The organism is Edwardsiella sp. A.80236 (assembly GCF_044540725.1).
GTDB classification, from domain to species: domain Bacteria; phylum Pseudomonadota; class Gammaproteobacteria; order Enterobacterales; family Enterobacteriaceae; genus Edwardsiella; species Edwardsiella tarda.
Window position 1 is genome coordinate 19,481 of the sequence record NZ_JBIUCY010000020.1, and the last position, 19,306, is coordinate 38,786.

The window sequence follows — 19,306 nt, forward strand, 5'->3', positions numbered from 1 at the left end:
ATGATGATAAAGAGATGTAATCTGCTCGATGAGCCTTGGTTACCCGTCAGGATGGATAGCGGTGAGATTCAGGAGTTAGGTTTGTTGGCCCTCTTTGAGCAGGCCTCCCATGTGGTGGCATTAGCCGAGACTGCGCCTCCATCCTTGATGGCCCAATATCGCCTGTTGCTTGCTATCACCCATCGGGCCTTAAGCATGAAGACATCGAGTTGGGGGCAGCAGGATTTACGCATCTGGTTTACTCAGGGGTTGCCTAGCGAGGCCATTACCTCTTACTTAGAGAAGTGGCGCGATCGTTTCTGGCTATTTCACCCTGAATATCCTTTTATGCAGGTGGCTGCGTTGGCTACGGCCACGGAAACCTGTGATAGGTTTAAACCTTGGACTCAGATCGATTTAGCTAGTGTCTGTGGCAATGCTCCCGTAGTGTTTAATCATGCCTGGGATAGTGCGCCAGGGTCGCTCTCCCCGCTTCAGGCTATTCGTACTCTGCTCGGTTTTTTACAGTGCACACCCGGCGGTTTGGTTAAAGTCTTTCGTGATGCTGATAAGGCAGGTCCTCTGGCCGACACGGCGGCAGTCTTACCGCAAGGGGATACTCTGGCCCAAACCCTCATTTTGGGCCTACATCCTAGCACACCTGATGGACATGAAGACTTACCGAGCTGGGAGCGGCCCGCGCTGACTATCGCCAATTTGAAAGCGGCCGCCGTGCTCGCCAGCGGCCCTAATGATCGCTATACCCGTCAGACTCGCGCCGTCCTCTTTCAATGTGAGGAAGAGGGGAGCATCAGCTGGTTGCGTTTTGCTGCGGGACAGGGACTGGAAGAGGATCCTCATGCTCCTGATCCAATGGCTAACTATCGAGCGGGGAGTCTCCGACCGGTTCGTCTTACTTTTAGCGAAGGACGAGCACTGTGGCGCGATCTCCCTGCCCTATTGCCTGATGGTGGGGGTAACCAATCGATTCCGGCTGCGATCTTGGATAATGCCACCCGGCTTAATAAATCGCTGGGTAAAAAACAGCTTCGCCTGTTGGTCGCCGGTCTGGCCAGTGAGCAGGCCAAGCTCCTACGGTGGCGGGTAGAGAACGTCTCGCTGCCGCTGGCGCTGCTTGACCATCCTCAGGTAACTCGCGAGGCCCGTCAGATGCTGGAAATGGCTGAGACCCTGTTTAGCACACTCAAGGGAGCCGCAGTTCAACTGATTGCAGATACCTTGCCTGATAGCCAACAAAAGGATACCCGCAGTCGTGCTCGCGCCCTATTTGATGCCGGCCCGGTGGCGCCGTGCTTTTTTGCCCGCGCAGAGCGTGTCCTGATGACGACCCTGCAACAGTTAGAGCACGATCCTGATGTGGCTGAGAGGCAATGGCAGCGGGCGTTAAAAGGCGCCGCTTTAGCTGCATGGGATACGTTGCTAACAAGTCAAGGCGGTGGGGCGCGCCTTTGGCGCGCTAATGCCAAGGTGCAGCCCCGTGTGTGGTCAGCGATTAGGAAACAACTGACTGCCCTTAACGAAACAGGAGAAGTGCAATGAGTGATCACGCTTTTGTTGACCATCTACAGCGACTCGCCCAGCGCAATCGTGGGGCATTGGCTGAGCTGCGGCGCAGTCTTACCTTTCCCCCCGGCAGTGCTCCTCGCGTTTTTCCCTATGTTGAGCCCTTTATCGCTGCCAATGAGCATCCTGACTCAGCACGTCGTCAGTCGCATTATTTAGTGGCTGGGCTCTTTGCGCTCCATCCTCAGCATGGCGCAATGACCTTGGCACAGGCGATGGGAATTCTCTATCGCCAGCAGGAACAGAGTCCCTCCATTGAGGGGCGCTTTATCGCACTGCTTGAGTGTGATGGTGCAAGCTTGGCTGAACCATTGCGCCATGCTGTCACATTGCTGAGATCTCAGGGGATAGCCATCGATTATAACGACTTACTAAGAGATCTCACCGATTGGCTTAATCCTACCCGATGCGAGCAGCTCGATAAGTTACGTTGCCGTTGGGCTACAGATTTTTACCGCGTAGCCGCCCATACCGATTCAAACGACGCAATCCCTCAAGGAGAAAAATGATGGCCCTGTTTGTTGAACTGCATCTTATCCAGAACTTTGCCCCTTCTAATCTGAATCGAGATGACACCGGAGCTCCCAAGGATGCCATCTTTGGGGGGCAGCGACGGGCACGGGTTAGTAGTCAGTGTTTTAAGCGCGCCATGCGTCTTTATTGCCGTGACCAGCAGCTGATCCCTCCGGAATATCGCGCACTGCGCACCAAGAGGCTACAAGCATTACTGCTGGAAAGGCTTGCTGATCGAGATCAAGAAGAAGCGATCGGCAAGATTGAAGTAGCCTTGGCTGCCGCTGGGCTCAAGCTCAAAGATGGGGGGAAAACCGAGTATTTGTTGTTTCTTGGTGAGCGTGAGATAGCCGGTTTTGCCGCATTGATTGAAGATCATTGGGAGGTATTGGTGCTCCCGGCTACTGGTGAGAAAAAAAGTAAAAAAGAGAGTAAAGCGGCCATCCCTGCAGAGTTAGCAAAACAGGCCAAGGCGTTGCTCGATGGAGGGAAGGCGGTGGATGTCGCTCTCTTCGGGCGTATGCTGGCTGACTTGCCCCAGGTCAATCAGGATGCAGCCTGCCAGGTAGCTCATGCCATCAGCACCCATCGGGTTGAGCGTGATTTTGATTACTTCACCGCGGTCGATGATGTCAGCGGTCCTGACGAAACTGGTGCGGGTATGATTGGCCAGATCGAGTTCAATTCCGCCACATTTTACCGTTATGCTCTGCTCGATGTGAGCAAGTTGCTGAAGAATCTACAAGGTGATAAGGCGCTGACAGCATCGGCTATTGAGGCGCTGATCCAGTCCATGGTCCGCGCAGTTCCGAGTGGCAAGCAGAACAGCTTTGCTGCCCATAATCTACCCGAGTTTATCGGTGTAAGTCTGCGGCAAAGCCCCCTCAACTTAGCCAACGCGTTCGAGCGGCCTATTCAGCCCCGTCATGATAAAAGCCTGACGGAGCAATCAGTAGCTGCGCTGAGTGAGTACGCCTGCAAGCTGGCTCCTGTCTACGGTGATAGTGGGGATCGTTGGGCGCATATCGATCTCACAGGCGGGTGGGCGCTCGCGCATAGCCAGGCCCATCGTTCAGTAAGCGATCTGGCTACTTGGGTACGCGATACTGTCGAGGCGCAGTGGGGAGAATAATATGCCGACACTGCTACTACGGTTACAAGGGCCCATGCAATCTTGGGGAACGACAAGCCACTTTGATGAGCGCGATACTCAGCTTGAACCATCCAAGTCAGGGGTTGTGGGGCTTATTTGCGCCGCCCTTGGGCGTGATCGGAGTGAGCCTGTCGATGATCTCGCGGGCCTTATTATGGGGGTCAGGGTAGACCGGGAAGGGATTGTATTGCGCGATTATCAGACTGCTACTGGTGTGGTCAATGCGGCGGGTAAAGTCGATATGAAACGCACTGTTGTCAGCCCACGCTATTATTTGAGCGATGCAGCATTTTTGGTCGCTCTTGAGGGCGAGACTGCCTGGTTGAAGCGTATTCACCATGCGCTACGCTATCCCCATTGGCCACTCAGTTTGGGCCGAAAAGGGTGTCCTCCCTCACCGTCGGTGTATCTATCCGATGGTCTGCAAGAGTCTCCTCTGCTGGCAGCCTTGCGCGACTATCCAGACTTAATTGAAGGTGCTGGGATGCAGGCCCGTCGTTTATTACTGGAGGCCACAGAAGGGGCGGTACGGTTTGATCAACCCATCGCTCCCTTTGCTGAACGTCGCTTTGGCCCTCGCTTTGTGCTCACTCAGCAACTGGAACCTAGGGAGGTGCTATGCCCCTGAACAAACTGCACCTAAGCCGATTGATCTTGAATCCAAGAAGTCGAGAGGTGCGCCGGGATTTGACTAATCCTTACGAGTTGCATCGCACTCTGGCTAGGGCTTTTGCGCCTGACGAAGAAACAGCACCGGCGCGTTTCTTATGGCGTCTTGAGTCCAGCGCTAACTGGCAGCAGCCTCAATTATTGGTGCAATCAAAAACGGCGGCTGATTGGGGGCCGCTACGTGCGCTTCCTTATTATCTGCTGGGCGAGGTGCAAGAAAAGATTTTGATGGCTGCGCAGTGGATAGAGCATGAGCGTATCTATCGTTTTCGGCTGCGGGCTAATCCGACCGTGACCCATGATGGTAAACGCAGAGGATTATCTAGCGAGGAAGAACAGTTGGCTTGGCTGAGTCGCCAAGGGCTACGCCACGGCTTTACGCCTGTTCAGGCGTTGGTCAGTCACTCTGCCATGCAATACGGTAGTAAAGGTACTAACCGCCTTAGTGTGATGACGGCTACCTTTGAAGGCTATCTGAGAGTAAATGATATCCATACGCTGTTGACGGCGTTGCAAGAGGGGATCGGCCCGGCAAAATCCCTGGGCTGTGGCTTGCTTTCATTAGCTAAATTATGATGTTACCGCCGATTAAACCGTTACCCATCAAAGATCGTCGATCCATGTTGTTTCTTAAGTATGGGCAACTTGATGTGATCGATGGTGCCTTTGTGTTGGTGGATAGGGAGGGAGTTCGTACTCATATCCCCATTGGCACAGTTGCTTGCCTGATGCTTGAGCCGGGTACTCGTGTCTCTCATGCCGCCGTCAAATTGGCGGCGATGGCTGGGACATTGCTGGTTTGGGTCGGGGAGGCAGGGGTCCGCCTCTATGCAGCAGGTCAGCCGGGTGGGGCGCGCTCCGATCGGCTGCTCTTTCAGGCCAAACTTGCGCTTGACGAAACACTACGTCTTAACGTAGTTCGCAAGATGTTTGCGTTGCGCTTTGGTGAACCGCCTCCCAGTCGTCGTTCGGTGGAACAGCTGCGCGGTATTGAAGGCGCCCGGGTGCGTGAGACTTACAAATTGCTGGCCGCTCGCTATGGGGTAAAGTGGCAAGGTAGGCGCTATGACCCCAAGGACTGGGCTAAGGGAGATCGGGCTAATCAATGTATCAGTGCCGCGACCTCCTGTCTTTATGGTATTACGGAGGCAGCGATTCTGGCGGCGGGATACGCTCCTGCCATTGGCTTTATTCATAGTGGTAAGCCGCTTTCGTTTGTTTATGATATTGCTGATATTATCAAGTTTGAGACCGTAGTGCCCCAGGCTTTCGAGATTGCTGCCCGGGGCGATATCAATCCGGAGCGCGCCGTGCGTTTGGCCTGTCGTGACAGTTTTAACAAACAGCGAACTTTGGAAAAACTGATCCCGCTAATTGATGAGGTGCTTGCTGCCGGAGGAATCAATCCACCGGTACCTCCTAAGGATGCGCAGCCGCCAGCTATTCCTGAACCTGCCAGCCTGGGAGATATAGGTCACAGGAGTTCGTGATGAGTATGTTGGTGGTTGTGACTGAAGACGTTCCCCCACGCTTGCGTGGTCGGCTTGCCATCTGGCTGCTGGAGGTACGCGCCGGAGTTTATGTCGGAGATGTATCACGCCGGGTACGGGAGATGATTTGGCAACAATGCGAGGCGCTGGTAGAGCAAGGTAATATTGTGATGGCATGGCCTACTAACAATGATTCGGGATTTGATTTTCAAACTTTAGGGGCTAATCGAAGAATACCGGTAGATCTGGATGGCTGTAGGTTGGTTTCATTTCTACCTATTATAAATCAATAAGTTATTGTTCATTAATAATCTGGATAATGTGGTGTTTTTAAACCCCTATAAAAAAACATAAAAATCAATAAGATATGCTAAGTGTGTTCCCCGCGTCCGCGGGGATGAACCGTAGAGCGCGCGGCATTCGCCAATGGATACCGGGGTGTTCCCCGCGTCCGCGGGGATGAACCGTAATCGCCATCAAAATCAGGCCTAGCTGATGCGTGTTCCCCGCGTCCGCGGGGATGAACCGAGATCAGATTGGCCGCCATCATAAATGGGTATGTGTTCCCCGCGTCCGCGGGGATGAACCGCAACCGTCACACCCAGGCGAGAATAAAGCAAAGTGTTCCCCGCGTCCGCGGGGATGAACCGCCAGCGACATCCCTCACAATATGCTGATACATGTGTTCCCCGCGTCCGCGGGGATGAACCGGCGGCCGCCGAAGAAGTGAAAGAGCTGAAAACGTGTTCCCCGCGTCCGCGGGGATGAACCGGCTCCAACCATCAAGGTTCCCGCGGTGAGGAAGTGTTCCCCGCGTCCGCGGGGATGAACCGCGTCTGACCGGTAACCTCTGTCGTCTTAGGGGGTGTTCCCCGCGTCCGCGGGGATGAACCGTTGTCCGGCCACTTCACGGAATCCGAAAACGCGTGTTCCCCGCGTCCGCGGGGATGAACCGCGAACAACGTGTGTATCGTATGTGCCCGCAAAGTGTTCCCCGCGTCCGCGGGGATGAACCGGTGTGCGTACCTTCGCACCATTTCAATGGATTGTGTTCCCCGCGTCCGCGGGGATGAACCGCACCATGCGCTTCATGACGCAATGAACGATGCGTGTTCCCCGCGTCCGCGGGGATGAACCGAGAATTTCTAGGTCTTTTGTTAACTGGTTTGCCGTGTTCCCCGCGTCCGCGGGGATGAACCGGTACGCGCACCTTGCACCAAATCATCTGACCGGTGTTCCCCGCGTCCGCGGGGATGAACCGACGATTGTTATCCTGACCGGGCGATCTGCCGAGTGTTCCCCGCGTCCGCGGGGATGAACCGTCGGCCAGCTACTCTGTGAAGCGTGGCGAAGCGTGTTCCCCGCGTCCGCGGGGATGAACCGATGATCCAATACTTCGAGAATGCGAGTGCCTGGTGTTCCCCGCGTCCGCGGGGATGAACCGTGGGCGGGGTACTGATCACGGTAGTTACCTGGGTGTTCCCCGCGTCCGCGGGGATGAACCGGAGTTTCAGTCAGCCTATGAGGCAGTAGGGACGTGTTCCCCGCGTCCGCGGGGATGAACCGCACGAGCGCTTCCTTCTGGCCGACGTTAACCCGTGTTCCCCGCATCCGCGGGGATGAACCAGGGACAGAATGCCGCGGGTCGGTGGCGCTTCATGTGTTCCCCGCGTCCGCGGGGATGAACCGGCTAAGTCAGGTCAGTCAAACGTCCAGCTAATGTGTTCCCCGCGTCCGCGGGGATGAACCGCTAAGAGAGAAAGAGCGACAGCGAGCGATACAGTGTTCCCCGCGTCCGCGGGGATGAACCGGCGCAGAAGGTTGTCACCATGACAATCTACGAGTGTTCCCCGCGTCCGCGGGGATGAACCGGGCGTAAACGAGCACGGCCCGGAGCAGCTGTCCGTGTTCCCCGCGTCCGCGGGGATGAACCGCCACTTCCGTGCGTACATAACCTACTAGGTCAGGATGGCGGCAGGATTTGCACCAGGTGTGCGATTTCACCCCGAGTGGGTGTTTTGAAACTGACATTAACCGACGTTGTTCGCTTACTGACACTGTGTAATCCGGACAACGCAACGGGGCGTTCATCAGTGCAAAAAGGGAATCAATAAAACCCTGCGCAGCCCGCAGGGTCAGCCGGAATACGCGTTTAATCACCAGGACAGTGGTGATGGCAATGTCAGAATAACGCTGAGGTCTTCCCCGGGATGAAGGCGCTGCGGACTCATACCAGGCCTGAATCGCCCCCTTGTTTGCCAAGCTAAATGTTGTGGTGGTTTTACGGGGCATTGATTGCAGTCATAGAGCCGGACTTTGCTGAGGTGACGTGGAACACTGACCATGGCCCTGGTACGAAAGGCTTTTCGCCGTCTGCATTATCCCTCAGTGGCTCAATTTTATTGAGTTAACAGCCTAAATAATCGACAATACAACTCTGTCTACTTCGTTACCGTTAACGCGAGAGAGCCGCGGAATGTCGGTAATACTGCGTTATTTCGCCCAATCTTCCAGCATCAACCCCGTTACCCGCTCAAATTCCCGCGTATTATTCGTCACCAAAATCGTTCCGGCAGCGATGGCGTGTCCGGCGATCGCCGTATCGTTCGGGCCAATTGGTGTACCAGCGGCGGCTAACGCGGCCTTAATTGCAGTGGTGGCATCGACTGCTGTCTTATCCCACGGCAGGATAGCGTCCAGCCTGGTACAGAACGCATCAACTAATTGTACATGGCGTGGCGAGGCCTTCTTACCAATGGAACCGAATCGCATTTCAGCATAGGTGATAGCCGAAACGACGATGCGATGGTTGTGCAGAACGGCTTGCTCTAGGCGTTTTAGCACGGCTTCCGGCTGTTCGCGCATGATGAAGGAGCAGATGTTGGTATCGAGCATATAGGTTCGGCGCTGTTTCATAACGTAAAGCGTCCTTCATCGCTGATCACGTCTTCGCGATCGGCCATAAAATCCGAATCTGCTTTTTCTAGCTGTGCAAATGAGCCCCAAGTCGGACGGGCGGGACGTAAGATGATGCTGTCTCCTTCCCGGATGATCTCCAGTTCGCTCACACCTTCAAAATCCAGATCGCGGGGCAGCCGGACGGCGCGGTTGTTGCCATTTTTAAAAATAGATACGGTTCGCATGATGACCTCCTAGTATTATGGCCTGATGGCCATTTGCATAGGTTAAGTATATGCATATGTTAGGCATATGTACAGGCAATATATATGTTATGCCTATGTTTGCATCGCTCATTTTCAGTAAAGATCCGAAAAAAGCAAAGTGTGCGAGATCTGGCAGATACGGTGGTTTCTGTCGGTCTGCTACACAACCTCCTTGTACATACATTGCCAGATGGCCGTCTGGGCGTAGTTGCCGGGGGAGCCGCTATGGCGCGTCGTGGACGATATTGCCCATACGGCAAGATCAGCATTGTCTAGCCTACAAGCTATTGATCGCTGGCTAATCCCTAATAAACTAACAATTATAATATAGCGATAAATAAGGAGGCATGAGTGGCGATCTCCTCTACTTCTTTAACGTTGGTATCGCCGTTTGATAGTGAGCATCTGATCATCGGCACTCTAATCTTTTTCTGTACGATGGCGCTTGTATGCCTATGGATGATAATGCGAGCCGTGCTATTTCTTCAGATTGCCCGTCGGGCAGAGATGATTGATATCAGCGTACATGGTTTGACTACCAGGGATATTTGGGCTTTTAGGATGAAAGCTCGGAATCATCTCATTATTGCGATTCCCTCGCTGTTGCTTTGCCTTGTTTTGGCGTTCGCTTGTTTGTTCATTGCGTATTAAGCCTGAACGATCGCAGACAATTGCGCAGCACCTTCGGTGCATAAGGTAAGGCGGCGCTAACGCGCCGCTTTTCCCTATCCGCGTTCCTTGGCTGATAAAATTTTCCTACTATCGGGGCTACACCGGCTGTCTCTTGTGCTGATGGCTATTCTCTCTACGCCTATTGCAGCTTAACACCAAAATATTACCCCCTGGGGCACCACAAGAGTAGCCCCCCCGCGGTCGAGCTGTCGCCTGGCAACGACTAAGCCGGGCTGTACCTGTCCGACTTAGTCTTACGGAGCCACGCTTGCGTGTCTCCGCCCCTGCGGGTGCTAAGCGATGTTGGAAAACCCTACGCTTGTAGCGCCGTAAACGGCGCGCCGCTATCACCCGGTCGGCGAAAAAACTGCCGACCGTCTGAGGGCGCCACGTCATTTCGACGTGGCGGGTGTGTTCATGCTGTGCATGTCGGGTTGGCGTCATCACTCAGTGTGTCCTCGCGTGGGCGTGGCATAGCACCGTCATTCAGTTCATTGCAAGGGTGAAATGCACGCCTACGGCGCCCATGCAATGCCCTGCCTGCCGTCGCTACTTCGCCCATTGCCGCGATGAACTCACTGAGAGATGACCGTAATAATCAAAAGGAGTAGCCCAGCATGAACACACAAAACGTCAACACCGCCGCTTCCGAATCTACTGAAAGATGCCGGGCAAGTATGGTCAAAAAAAGATGCGGGGAGAAAAAAGATCTCTATCAGACAGTGACCGATAATATCATTGCAGCTTTAGAGCAAGGGGTAAAACCTTGGGTGTGTCCGTGGAGTAAGACGGGGATTTCTGGGATGCCTGTGAATCTTACAACTGGCGGGCAATATCACGGTATGAATATTATGTTGCTGTGGGAAAGTGCATTAAAATATGGATATGCTGATACCCGTTGGTTAACGTACAAGCAAGCTCAAGGTTTAGGTGGGCAGGTGCGTAAGGGGGAGCATGGTACAACTGTATTTTTTTACTCAATGATTGAACGGGAAAATCAATATGGCGATCTTGAGCGTTTCCCTGTTCTGAAAACATTCACGGTATTTAATGTTGAGCAAGTGGACGGTTTAGCCATAGAGCCGATGGAGTTGCCGAAAGAAAATTTTAATTTTCGCGATGATGTTGAGCTTTTTTTCAAGGCAACAGGAGCAAAGATTCGTGAGTGTGGGACGGATGCATATTTTTGCCCATCAAGAGATGAAATCGTTTTGCCGTGTAGGCATCTTTTTAATGATGCCGCAAACTTTTATGCAACGGGGTTACATGAGCTGATTCATTGGTCAGGAGGAAAAAATCGCTTAAACAGAGAAATGAAAGGTGATTTTGGCTCGAAGGATTATGCCTATGAGGAGTTGGTCGCTGAGTTAGGCTCAGCGTTCTTGATGGCAGATCTTGGCGTGTCAGGAGAAGTACAGCATGAAAGTTATATCGCAGCCTGGTTGGCTGTGCTAAAAAATGACAAACGGTTTATCTTTAAAGCAGCAAGTGCGGCATCGAAAGCACACTTATATCTCAAAGATGTTGCGAAATAAAATTTCGCCCCGGATTGACGCCCATCAAATCCGGGGCGATGTTACTACTGTTTCAATGTTTAGAATAATGTTGTTTTTATTTTGATGCAATGGTTTTTTTCGCCCTGATAAGCATTCATACCATCGAGGTATGAATGCTTATTTCCCCCGCCCACCCGGATGCAAAATAAATTTGCATCCGCCCATCTGCCCCCAAAGGGGCGCCCTAATGTTTCCAAACTTATCCACATCCCCACAGGTGCCATTGATTCGTTACCGAATCAACCCGCTTCTCGTTTGTTTTTCCCCTGGTTGGGGGAAAAACAGCACTGGCGTTGTTACCTATGGATATGTGGATAAGTTCAACATTCATTATTACCTGCAGGCATGGTGTGGAATAATTTACCAACAAATATTTGTGATTCTCACTGAAAGCCTCAGATGTTGTTCTGCATATCTATACCTATTATTGTCATTATTGGGTTTGAATAAGTGATGTCTTGCTGTTTTTTAGTGCTAGGTAATAGACGTGTATTTCCTTGGCATAGTTGTACCGTCTCTGGGCTTGCTGAGGTGTTTGTTTAAATCCTGCGTTGTAGGATCCCACTGCGTTCCAGTTGATGCCCAGTTTTTTAAATGATTTTGCGAGGATATACGCACCTGTGTAGATGTTGAGGCAGGGGTCATTATGTAGTCGCTGCATAGTGATACCTAAAGGACGCAATGTATCAGCGTGTTGTGAGTTAATCTGCATAAGCCCTACATCTATACTTTTATCTGGGCTTCGGCCGATCGCTTTGGGCTCGAGCCTTGACTCTTTCCAAGCGATGGCACGCAATAAGTCAGGATCTATGCGGTAGTCACGTCCTGCCATGTCAAAACAATCATTAGCTAGCGATGATGTAGATATCAGGGTAAATAGAAGCAATAAGAAGCGAGTCTTCATGTAGGTTTTCTCAAATGAGTCAAAGGCTGAAATATAGTAAACCCTGCAAATTATCTACTCAACAAAATATATGCTCTTTGCCACCATTGTTACCACACCCCACGCAAAACTAAAGTTTTGCTGATTTTCCTGTAAATACAGTATGTTATCTATTTAAAAAAGTGTGCAAAAATTTAGAAATTAAAAAACATACTCTACAGATACTATGTTTAGAGTATCTACATACTATTAGCTATACTCTTTGTATACTATATACATATTTTTCATGATATTAGAGATGTTTTCCCTATCTTAGAGTATGTAGATACTCTAGTTGATAGTATTTGCATACTCTAATTTTTAACTCGATAGTATGTAGATACTCTATTCCTGAGTATCTGCATACTCTATTTTTTCATTGATAGTATCTAGATACTCTACTTGATCTTACATAGAGTATGTAGATACTCTAGTCAAAACTTGGTCAATAGTATGTACATACTCTATGTGTAAATATGTTGATTCTTTGGAGGATAAATAGATGAGCCGGTTACAAATCTTTGTTAGTAATGAAGTGGAAGAGAAGATTAACGCCATTATCGAACAGCGCAGAGTGGAAGGGGCTTTGGCAAAGGATGCCAATATGTCTAGCATCGGTTCTATGTTGTTAGAGTTAGGTTTGCGGGTTTACACAGCTCAGATGGAGCGTAAAGAGTCTGTTTTCAATCAAATGGAGTTTAATAAGGTTTTATTGGAGAATGTTCTTAAAACACAGTTCGGGATATGTAAAGTGATGGGGATGGAGTCATTAAGCCCTTACGTTCAAGGGAAGGAGAAGTTTGTCTATAGTAATATGAGGTCTGATATTCTTGAAGATGTGCGCCAGGTTATAGAAAAATTCTTTCCAAGTGAGCATGATGATGAGTGATTAAGTAGTACAAATGAATTCTATTGGTCCTATCATTGAATACAGAGATGGCTTTTATGCATAAAAAACGAAATTCCTCGCAGTAGCAACGGTACTTTCTGTCTTTTTCCTTTCTGGTTGTGGCGCCATGTCTACGGCAATCAAAAAGCGAAATCTTGAAGTTAAAACCCAGATGAGCCAAACCGTTTGGTTAGACCCAGCCGTTACGGGGGAGAAGACCGTCTTTATTCAGGTTAAGAATACATCTGACAAGGACTTGAATGGGCTGCAATCACTTATTGCAAAAGATATGGAGGCTAAAGGCTATCGGGTTACATCGTCAGCGGGTACGGCACAATACTGGATTCAGGCTAACGTGCTTAAAGCTGATAAAATGAACTTGCGTGATGCTCAGGGGTATTTGAATCAGGGATATGAAGGGGCAATTAGCGGGGCAGCATTGGGGGCGGGGATAACGGCTTATAATTCTAGCTCTGCTGGAGCAACATTAGGCGTAGGGTTGGCCGCTGGGTTAATTGGAATGGCTGCTGATGCGATGGTCGAAGATGTCAATTATACGATGGTAACGGATGTGCAGATCGCCGTTCGCACAAAAGATAAAGTTCGTACAGATGATGTTGCTGCCTTAAAACAAGGTACTTCAGGAGCACGAGTTCAAACGAGTACCTCATTTGGCGATCAACATAAGTACCAGACTCGTATTGTCTCAAGTGCTAATAAAGTCAATTTGAAATTTGATGAGGCACGTCCTGTTTTAGAAGCCCAGTTGGCCAAGTCTATTGCGGGAATATTCTGATATATCCATTTCATGTTGAATTAAAGATTGGGATATACCTCCCCATCTTTAATTAGAATAATGATCTATTTATTTTAAAATAAAGCAATAATTATCTACCTTTATAAGGTGACAATAATTAATCATTGGTTTATTATTGAATCTAGAACAGATTTTGTTCTGAAAAATTTGAGAAGCGCCGATATAGAGGGTAGTGCCCCTGCTATACCGGCTATCCATAGCAACCTTTCAGAGGAGGTACTATGTCTGCGAGCGATCCTAAAGACTATGAGATTCTATGTCAAATAGATTCTGAATCTATTCATTTTTTTAATGATTCAAAATCTCCTGTATGTTTGCGTAACTCTAACGCGCAGTTTGTGTACTGTAATCATCCTTTTCTTATTTCATTTATTAATAAGCGTAGGAAGATTAGCGTTCCATTTTTAATGGATGAAATCACATCTTTTTCCAATGATGTTAAAATGCTTTTATCTAAGTTCGAGTTGGAGTGCGCATTTTTATCATCCTCTACAGCACAAAGTCGTAATATTTTAATAGAGAAAAATGTTTGGCAGGTAAGGATTGAAACTATTATCCAGAATGGTAATGTCTTCTTCTTGTGGCAATTTAATAAATTTTCAAATGTAGGAGCTCTAATAAAAGATAGTAGAGGTAGTGTTTTTAAAAATAGGTATGTTGACATGAGTTATTTATTTGAAAGACTTTCCGACAAAGAATTTATAATATTCCCATTTTATCTATTAGGATTCGGTTATGCTGAGCTTGCTACTAAATTTGATCTTGATGAGGATGTCGTCAGGAAAAGAGTTTTTAGTGCGATGAAAAAAATGGAAATACTATGTGATGTTAAAGATTGGAAGTGCTCTATTTTATCAGGGAAAAATCTATTTTATATATGCTCTGTTGTGAAGTGTATTATTGATGATGATGTTATGTTTTTGTAAAAAAATTAATCAAAAACCGGAATTTTATTTTCCGGTTTTTTTGCTGTTTCTTTAACAAAGAATTGATTTTACATTTTATAAGAATGGTGGGACGATGATTATGAATTAATCATAGTTATGGGGGAGGGATGACCAGAGTAAAACGCAGTCCTATAGGGACTGGTCCAGCTGTATCGATCCTACTTAGCGATATAGCCAATGAGTCATTGATCTCTGCGTGTCTACGCAGTAATCGTCCTAAGTCGATGGAGGCCGTTCTGCGGTTGACTGATCACCTTGAACGGTTTCCTGATTTTTATAATGCCGATAGTGTGGAGGAGAGTCCGGAAGAAGAACGTTAGATCTCTATCACCAATGAAGATGGCGTTGTTTCTCACAACGTTTCTTATTTAACTAAATTTAAGGAAAAATCATGGATACTTCATTAAGTGTTCACGGGGTTGCTGCATCTAAAAATAAATCCTCCCTCTTTTCCAAGAAGGGACTGATCAAAGCGCTAAAGGTTGCGCTGCCAGCGGCGGCTGTCGCGACCTTGCTACCGGATGTCGCGCTGGCTGCAGGTAAAGACCTGATGGCAGGCGGAGATGATACCGTCAAGAAGACCTTCGGTAGCGGCTCCAGTGTTGTTAAGTGGGTTGTCCTGGCGGAAGTGTTGGTTGGGGGCATCATGTATATGATGACCAAAAACATCAAATTCCTGGCCGGCTTTGCCATCCTGTCGGTATTTATTGCCGTCGGGATGGGGGTTGCTGGCTACTAATAGGAATTTTCCCTTATGTCGGAAAACGATTTAAGTCGCTACCGTTTTCCGGAAACACTCACCAACCAGAACCGCTGGTTCGGGCTGTATCTTGATGAACTTATTCCTGCGGCTATTTGTCTTGGCTGGGGATTATGGGCTAACAAGCAGCTTTTTGGTCTTGTCGCGGCGGTTCTGGTTTTCTGGTGTGTGAAAAAACTGAAGAAAGGGCGAGGAAGTACCTGGTTACGTGATCTGATTTATTGGTATATGCCCACCTCGCTGCTCAAAGGTGTTTTTCACGATGTACCAGACTCCTGTTTCCGGCAATGGATTAAGTAGGTTACAGAGGAGTTAAAATGAAACACAGTGCCCGTTTGAGTACCAGCCGCGTACTGGCCATCGGTTTTATTGGTATGGCGGTATTTTTACTCCTCTCTTTATCTGTGAATATTATTCAAGGAGTAAATAACTACCGTTTGCAGAACGAGCAACGTAGTGTGGTCACGCCGATGCTGTTCTCTGCACCTTTTGCTGTTTCACAAAATCAGGCAGATGCCTCTTACCTACGGCAGATGGCGCTGTCCTTTATTGCGCTGCGCTTGAACGTGACACCCGAAACGGTTGATGCCTCCCATCAAGCCTTATTGGCGTTTGTAAAACCCGCTGCTCAAAACGAACTGAAGATCCGGCTGGCAGAAGATGCCAAGCGGATTAAGAGCAACAACGTGAACTCCGCTTTTTATCAGACCAGTGTGAAAGTCTACCCGGCTGCCGGGCGGGTTGATATCCGGGGTGAATTAAAAACCTGGATTGGGAACTCACAGCCTTACAGCGAAATTAAACATTACGTCCTAATTATGGCGCGTGAAGATGGGACAACCTGGTTGACACGTTTTGGTGAGGTGAACGATGAAAATAAATAAACCGTTATTACTGGCGGGGCTCCTCCTGCTTGCCGGTTACAGCCAGGCGGCTATTCGGGTAGGAACGGCACCGACTCTGGTGCCCTTGAGCAATGGTGGTCAGGCTAACATCGCCGTGAGTAACACCGATCCGAATCTGTTCACGGTGGCCGGTGATCGCATTACCGCCATCAACAGTCTGGAGGGTGAACTGACGCGCCAGGAGCAGACCGCGAGCGGGGGAATTGTGATTGCCACGCTGAACAAAAAACCCTTTACCTTCATCATCGAGACTGAACGCGGTCTCAATTTCTCTATCCGCGCTGTTCCGCGTGCCGGGGAAGGGCGCACTATCCAACTGGTGAGTGATCTGCTGGGAACGGGCGAGACGCCCCAGGCGTGGGAAGAGGCAACACCCTATGAGGCATTATTGGTGGCGGTCAATAAAGGTGTGCATGAGGGCGCCTTACCTGCCGGTTGGCAGTCTATTCCGGTGACCAATGAGGCCTTGACGACGCCGGCGGGATTACAGAGCGTTGCCGATAACGTCTGGGTTGGCCATCACCTCAAAGTCGTGCGTTATACCGTTATCAATCCGGGTAACACCCCAAGAACGGTCAGTGAGCGTGATTTCTGGCTGCCGGGTACCCGCGCCATTATGTTTGTCGGACCTGCCTGGCAAATCATCGGTGGTGGTCGGATGTCGGTTTATGTAACGACCTCCGGGGAGGCGCGCTGATGAATATTAACGCACTGGTCAAGCGGAAACAGTATCTGTGGCTGGGGATTGTGGTTGTCGTCGTGGCGATGGCCGTGGGCGGGGGACTGTATCTTTCAGAGCTGGATCTCCGTTCTGATAGCGCCTCACAGACCGGCAACGCGCATGAGCCGGCACCGGATATGACGGGCGTGGTTGATACCGCGTTTGATGACAAGGTACAGCAACACGCGACGACTGAGATGCAGGTCACCGAGCAGGAAATGCGCAAGGAGTTTAAGCATATTCGGCAGGAGATCGATCTGCTGAGTAAAGGACGGGTGGAGGATCAGCATCGCATGGAGCAGCTGGCGCAGGAGAATGCCCAGCTGAAAGAAAAACTCGCCCAGGTGGGGGCAAGCGCGTCCACCGAGCCAACACCGGCACCGCCGTCTCCGGCACCCGGACCCGAGGGGGAGCCACAGCCGACGGCCTTTCCTCCTCAAGGGAAAGGCAGCGTACCGCCACCCACGGCATTTTACCCTGGTGTGGGGACACCGCCAGCACCCCAGGTGACCTATCAGTCCATTCCGGTCCCCAATCAGTTAAGCCGTAAGACGTTCACGTATGGGCACGGTGAGAAATCAGCGCTGAAGCTGCCCTATATTCCCTCCGGGAGCTTTGCCAAAGGCATGCTGATCGAAGGGGCCGATGCCAATGCATCCGTGACCGGTAATGAAGCCACGGTGCCCATGCAGCTGCGGATCACTGGCCGTGTGGAGATGCCGAACAGTAAAACGTATGACCTGACAGGCTGTTTTGTTGGCCTGGAGGCATACGGTGATGTCTCGAGTGAACGCGCCATTGTGCGTACCCGTAAACTCAGCTGCATCAAAGGGAAGGCGGTGATTGATCTCCCGATCGCCGGTCACGTTAATTTCCGGGGGAAAAACGGCATCAAGGGTGAGGTCGTGATGCGTAACGGAAAAATTCTTGGCTGGGCCTGGGGGGCGGGGTTTGTCGATGGTATCGGCTCTGGCATTAATCGTGCTTCGCAACCGGCGGTAGGGTTAGGAGCGACCGCCTCAGTCAGCGGTGCCGATGTATTGATGTCGGGTATTGGCGGTGGCTCTTCTAAAGCGGCGCAGACACTCAGTGACTACTACATCAAGCGGGCAGAGCAATATCACCCGGTTATCCCGATTGGTGCCGGCAATGAAATTACGGTGGTGTTTCAAGATGGTTTCCAGCTGAAGACGGTTGACGAACTGGAGGCTGAAAAGCAACAGCGTCAGTCTGCCGAGACGGAGGCGATGCCTCGGTCAGCGCCGTCAATGGCAATGCCCTCTACGGATAATCTCAATGGTTTTAATACCGATGAGATGCTGAAGCAACTTAAAAATATCGACCCACATCAGTTTATGCCGGGAGGGAAATAATTATGCGTCCTCTACGTCAGCTTTCTTTTAAGGAAAAGGCACAGATTGTTTCGCAGCGTATTGTGATGCAATGGTTCGCTAACCCGCGCGGCTTTGCTTTGCACCTTCTCCGTCGTTTTGCGATTGGGATAGCTGCCTATAATATTTTGCTCTGGTTTTTATCGGGTATGCTTCTGCTGTCTACCCTGGTTTTTAATCCGGTGCAATTTCATCATGATTTTGCATCACTCGCCTTGACTCAATCTCAAGCTGACGCCACCTATGCGATTTTAATGGAAGGCATGGGCTGGCGAGGGATCGTGATCGGACTACTTTTTATGGCGGTGGTGAGTTGGATGCAAGAAATAACCGCTGAGGAGAAAGGTGTATGAGCAACGTCAATAAGCAAAAACCATTCTGTACCGAAACAGGTCATGTGCTTGTTTGGGGGAAAGCTGGGACCGGGAAAACAGCCCAGTCCTTTAATGTTTTGTCTGATATTAATACATTGCGTCAAGCGATTGTTGATAACCCGCTATTGCCTGACTCTATTTTTAAAAATACGACGGGAAAAATCATTCTTCCCACGCCTAAGCATTAAAGGAGATGACTATGCAGCGTCTTATCTTCACGGTATTAGGTAGCGTCCTGTTATTAAGCGGATGCGCTGGGACCAGCAGTGATTTTGAATGTAATGCCACTACATCGGATACCTGTATGACGATGCAACAGGCAAATGAAAAGGCCAAGTTGAGTGAGGAGGGGGAGGCCGCAAAGCCGGTTGCAGCCGCATTGCCTCGCCTGGCTGAGGGGAATTTTGCGCCCACAGCCGTGCCTTTGGCCGTGACGGCTGCATCGGTATCGCCGGTACCCATTGCGCGTACCACAATAGCTCCATCCGCGCCGCGTAATCCCTTTACTGGCACGGGTTCGACACCGGTTGAGCAGCGAATGATCTACCCGGCCAATCGTCCAATTAGCCCGATGCAGACGGTGAAAACAGCACCGATGCCTGTGGCTCCCGTGGCGTCAGGCTATCCTCGACCATTACGTGTCGGCGAGCAGGTCGCACAATTATGGATAGCGCCCTATATCGATAAGCAGGATGTTTATCATCAACCCAGTCAGGTGTTGTTTGTTATTACTCCGTCACATTGGGGAAAACCCCGCATTCACTAATCGGGGTTGCTAAGGTCGTTGCGTGTTATTGGCT

The 19,306-nt window shown here is 50.1% G+C and carries 22 protein-coding genes, 2 pseudogenes and 1 CRISPR repeat array; of the genes and pseudogenes, 20 read left to right on the forward strand and 4 right to left on the reverse strand.

What is annotated here, in order from left to right:
• From casA to cas2e, 7 genes are read left to right on the forward strand one after another with little or no spacing between them, the layout of a single operon-like run.
• The gene (casA, locus tag ACEQFP_RS14935; RefSeq protein ID WP_217490968.1) at positions 1–1,539 is read left to right on the forward strand and encodes a type I-E CRISPR-associated protein Cse1/CasA; all 1,539 of its coding nucleotides are present in this window, start codon (positions 1–3) and stop codon (positions 1,537–1,539) included.
• A complete protein-coding gene (gene casB / locus ACEQFP_RS14940; protein ID WP_068872126.1) occupies positions 1,536–2,072 on the forward strand; it encodes a type I-E CRISPR-associated protein Cse2/CasB in 537 nt (178 codons plus the stop codon). Before casA ends, casB begins: the two co-directional genes overlap by 4 nt.
• Positions 2,069–3,208, forward strand: coding sequence for a type I-E CRISPR-associated protein Cas7/Cse4/CasC (cas7e, locus tag ACEQFP_RS14945; RefSeq protein WP_217490967.1), 1,140 nt, complete (start codon positions 2,069–2,071; stop codon positions 3,206–3,208). The genes casB and cas7e overlap by 4 nt, the downstream gene beginning before the upstream one ends.
• Before the next feature lies 1 nt (position 3,209).
• Positions 3,210–3,857 (forward strand): type I-E CRISPR-associated protein Cas5/CasD, encoded by a 648-nt coding sequence (cas5e, locus tag ACEQFP_RS14950; RefSeq protein WP_068872122.1) that lies wholly within the window; start codon positions 3,210–3,212, stop codon positions 3,855–3,857.
• On the forward strand, positions 3,848–4,474 hold the full coding sequence (gene cas6e, locus ACEQFP_RS14955) for a type I-E CRISPR-associated protein Cas6/Cse3/CasE (protein WP_217490966.1): 627 nt from the start codon (positions 3,848–3,850) through the stop codon (positions 4,472–4,474). Before cas5e ends, cas6e begins: the two co-directional genes overlap by 10 nt.
• Positions 4,471–5,388 (forward strand): type I-E CRISPR-associated endonuclease Cas1e, encoded by a 918-nt coding sequence (cas1e, locus tag ACEQFP_RS14960; protein WP_139108608.1) that lies wholly within the window; start codon positions 4,471–4,473, stop codon positions 5,386–5,388. Before cas6e ends, cas1e begins: the two co-directional genes overlap by 4 nt.
• Positions 5,388–5,681 (forward strand): type I-E CRISPR-associated endoribonuclease Cas2e, encoded by a 294-nt coding sequence (cas2e, locus tag ACEQFP_RS14965; protein ID WP_068872115.1) that lies wholly within the window; start codon positions 5,388–5,390, stop codon positions 5,679–5,681. The genes cas1e and cas2e overlap by 1 nt, the downstream gene beginning before the upstream one ends.
• 83 nt (positions 5,682–5,764) lie before the next feature.
• Positions 5,765–7,322: direct repeats of the CRISPR family, unit length 29 nt; unit sequence GTGTTCCCCGCGTCCGCGGGGATGAACCG.
• A 50-nt stretch (positions 7,323–7,372) separates the two neighbouring features.
• Here the strand turns inward: cas2e and ACEQFP_RS14970 are convergent.
• The 3 genes and pseudogenes from ACEQFP_RS14970 to vapB all read right to left on the reverse strand — a co-directional run.
• Positions 7,373–7,635: pseudogene (locus ACEQFP_RS14970) on the reverse strand (transposase); the annotation flags it as partial.
• 246 nt (positions 7,636–7,881) lie between these two features.
• Positions 7,882–8,304: a type II toxin-antitoxin system VapC family toxin gene (locus ACEQFP_RS14975; RefSeq protein WP_068872113.1), complete on the reverse strand. Its 423-nt coding sequence runs from the start codon at positions 8,302–8,304 to the stop codon at positions 7,882–7,884.
• Positions 8,301–8,531 carry a type II toxin-antitoxin system VapB family antitoxin gene (gene vapB / locus ACEQFP_RS14980; RefSeq protein ID WP_035600875.1) on the reverse strand — a complete coding sequence of 77 codons (231 nt, stop codon included), beginning with the start codon at positions 8,529–8,531 and terminating at the stop codon, positions 8,301–8,303. The genes ACEQFP_RS14975 and vapB overlap by 4 nt, the downstream gene beginning before the upstream one ends.
• Before the next feature lie 1,310 nt (positions 8,532–9,841).
• Between vapB and ACEQFP_RS14985 the strand changes: the two genes are divergently transcribed.
• Positions 9,842–10,759, forward strand: coding sequence for a zincin-like metallopeptidase domain-containing protein (locus tag ACEQFP_RS14985; RefSeq protein ID WP_068872102.1), 918 nt, complete (start codon positions 9,842–9,844; stop codon positions 10,757–10,759).
• Positions 10,760–11,213: 454 nt separating this feature from the next.
• On the opposite strand, the gene ACEQFP_RS14990 is transcribed toward ACEQFP_RS14985, so the two are convergent.
• On the reverse strand, positions 11,214–11,684 hold the full coding sequence (locus ACEQFP_RS14990; protein WP_068872100.1) for a transglycosylase SLT domain-containing protein: 471 nt from the start codon (positions 11,682–11,684) through the stop codon (positions 11,214–11,216).
• A 520-nt stretch (positions 11,685–12,204) separates the two neighbouring features.
• Here ACEQFP_RS14990 and traM point away from each other — a divergent pair.
• From traM to traV, 12 genes and pseudogenes are all read left to right on the forward strand, one after another.
• A complete protein-coding gene (gene traM / locus ACEQFP_RS14995; protein ID WP_068872098.1) occupies positions 12,205–12,591 on the forward strand; it encodes a conjugal transfer relaxosome DNA-binding protein TraM in 387 nt (128 codons plus the stop codon).
• Between the two features lie 97 nt (positions 12,592–12,688).
• Positions 12,689–13,387 (forward strand): annotated as a pseudogene (gene traT / locus ACEQFP_RS15000) (complement resistance protein TraT); the annotation flags it as partial.
• Between the two features lie 242 nt (positions 13,388–13,629).
• Positions 13,630–14,334 carry a hypothetical protein gene (locus ACEQFP_RS15005; protein ID WP_139108607.1) on the forward strand — a complete coding sequence of 235 codons (705 nt, stop codon included), beginning with the start codon at positions 13,630–13,632 and terminating at the stop codon, positions 14,332–14,334.
• A 128-nt stretch (positions 14,335–14,462) separates the two neighbouring features.
• Entirely contained in the window at positions 14,463–14,675 is a 213-nt protein-coding gene (locus ACEQFP_RS15010) for a TraY domain-containing protein (protein ID WP_074428760.1), read from the forward strand.
• A gap of 71 nt (positions 14,676–14,746) precedes the next feature.
• Complete coding sequence (gene traA, locus ACEQFP_RS15015; protein ID WP_035599572.1) at positions 14,747–15,094, forward strand: type IV conjugative transfer system pilin TraA; 348 nt, start codon at positions 14,747–14,749, stop codon at positions 15,092–15,094.
• Between the two features lie 15 nt (positions 15,095–15,109).
• Positions 15,110–15,415, forward strand: a complete 306-nt coding sequence (gene traL, locus ACEQFP_RS15020; RefSeq protein ID WP_035599570.1) for a type IV conjugative transfer system protein TraL — start codon at positions 15,110–15,112, stop codon at positions 15,413–15,415.
• 17 nt (positions 15,416–15,432) lie between these two features.
• Entirely contained in the window at positions 15,433–15,999 is a 567-nt protein-coding gene (gene traE, locus ACEQFP_RS15025) for a type IV conjugative transfer system protein TraE (RefSeq protein WP_068872092.1), read from the forward strand.
• Positions 15,986–16,717 (forward strand): type-F conjugative transfer system secretin TraK, encoded by a 732-nt coding sequence (gene traK / locus ACEQFP_RS15030; protein ID WP_068872090.1) that lies wholly within the window; start codon positions 15,986–15,988, stop codon positions 16,715–16,717. Before traE ends, traK begins: the two co-directional genes overlap by 14 nt.
• Entirely contained in the window at positions 16,714–18,114 is a 1,401-nt protein-coding gene (gene traB, locus ACEQFP_RS15035; protein WP_068872089.1) for an F-type conjugal transfer pilus assembly protein TraB, read from the forward strand. The genes traK and traB overlap by 4 nt, the downstream gene beginning before the upstream one ends.
• Before the next feature lie 2 nt (positions 18,115–18,116).
• A complete protein-coding gene (locus ACEQFP_RS15040) occupies positions 18,117–18,485 on the forward strand; it encodes a hypothetical protein (RefSeq protein ID WP_068872086.1) in 369 nt (122 codons plus the stop codon).
• Complete coding sequence (locus ACEQFP_RS15045) at positions 18,482–18,694, forward strand: hypothetical protein (RefSeq protein ID WP_068872085.1); 213 nt, start codon at positions 18,482–18,484, stop codon at positions 18,692–18,694. The genes ACEQFP_RS15040 and ACEQFP_RS15045 overlap by 4 nt, the downstream gene beginning before the upstream one ends.
• 11 nt (positions 18,695–18,705) lie before the next feature.
• A complete protein-coding gene (gene traV / locus ACEQFP_RS15050) occupies positions 18,706–19,272 on the forward strand; it encodes a type IV conjugative transfer system lipoprotein TraV (protein WP_139108606.1) in 567 nt (188 codons plus the stop codon).
• Positions 19,273–19,306: the final 34 nt, after the last annotated feature.

Excerpts from the sequence above, each read along its gene's own strand:
- casA (WP_217490968.1), top strand. The coding sequence starts at position 1 with ATGATGATAAAGAGATGTAATCTGCTCGATGAGCCTTGGTTACCCGTC.
- casB (WP_068872126.1), top strand. The coding sequence starts at position 1,536 with ATGAGTGATCACGCTTTTGTTGACCATCTACAGCGACTCGCCCAGCGC.
- cas7e (WP_217490967.1), top strand. The coding sequence starts at position 2,069 with ATGATGGCCCTGTTTGTTGAACTGCATCTTATCCAGAACTTTGCCCCT.
- cas5e (WP_068872122.1), top strand. The coding sequence starts at position 3,210 with ATGCCGACACTGCTACTACGGTTACAAGGGCCCATGCAATCTTGGGGA.
- cas6e (WP_217490966.1), top strand. The coding sequence starts at position 3,848 with ATGCCCCTGAACAAACTGCACCTAAGCCGATTGATCTTGAATCCAAGA.
- cas1e (WP_139108608.1), top strand. The coding sequence starts at position 4,471 with ATGATGTTACCGCCGATTAAACCGTTACCCATCAAAGATCGTCGATCC.
- cas2e (WP_068872115.1), top strand. The coding sequence starts at position 5,388 with ATGAGTATGTTGGTGGTTGTGACTGAAGACGTTCCCCCACGCTTGCGT.
- ACEQFP_RS14975 (WP_068872113.1), bottom strand. The coding sequence starts at position 8,304 with ATGAAACAGCGCCGAACCTATATGCTCGATACCAACATCTGCTCCTTC.
- vapB (WP_035600875.1), bottom strand. The coding sequence starts at position 8,531 with ATGCGAACCGTATCTATTTTTAAAAATGGCAACAACCGCGCCGTCCGG.
- ACEQFP_RS14985 (WP_068872102.1), top strand. The coding sequence starts at position 9,842 with ATGAACACACAAAACGTCAACACCGCCGCTTCCGAATCTACTGAAAGA.
- ACEQFP_RS14990 (WP_068872100.1), bottom strand. The coding sequence starts at position 11,684 with ATGAAGACTCGCTTCTTATTGCTTCTATTTACCCTGATATCTACATCA.
- traM (WP_068872098.1), top strand. The coding sequence starts at position 12,205 with ATGAGCCGGTTACAAATCTTTGTTAGTAATGAAGTGGAAGAGAAGATT.
- ACEQFP_RS15005 (WP_139108607.1), top strand. The coding sequence starts at position 13,630 with ATGTCTGCGAGCGATCCTAAAGACTATGAGATTCTATGTCAAATAGAT.
- ACEQFP_RS15010 (WP_074428760.1), top strand. The coding sequence starts at position 14,463 with ATGACCAGAGTAAAACGCAGTCCTATAGGGACTGGTCCAGCTGTATCG.
- traA (WP_035599572.1), top strand. The coding sequence starts at position 14,747 with ATGGATACTTCATTAAGTGTTCACGGGGTTGCTGCATCTAAAAATAAA.
- traL (WP_035599570.1), top strand. The coding sequence starts at position 15,110 with ATGTCGGAAAACGATTTAAGTCGCTACCGTTTTCCGGAAACACTCACC.
- traE (WP_068872092.1), top strand. The coding sequence starts at position 15,433 with ATGAAACACAGTGCCCGTTTGAGTACCAGCCGCGTACTGGCCATCGGT.
- traK (WP_068872090.1), top strand. The coding sequence starts at position 15,986 with ATGAAAATAAATAAACCGTTATTACTGGCGGGGCTCCTCCTGCTTGCC.
- ACEQFP_RS15040 (WP_068872086.1), top strand. The coding sequence starts at position 18,117 with ATGCGTCCTCTACGTCAGCTTTCTTTTAAGGAAAAGGCACAGATTGTT.
- ACEQFP_RS15045 (WP_068872085.1), top strand. The coding sequence starts at position 18,482 with ATGAGCAACGTCAATAAGCAAAAACCATTCTGTACCGAAACAGGTCAT.
- traV (WP_139108606.1), top strand. The coding sequence starts at position 18,706 with ATGCAGCGTCTTATCTTCACGGTATTAGGTAGCGTCCTGTTATTAAGC.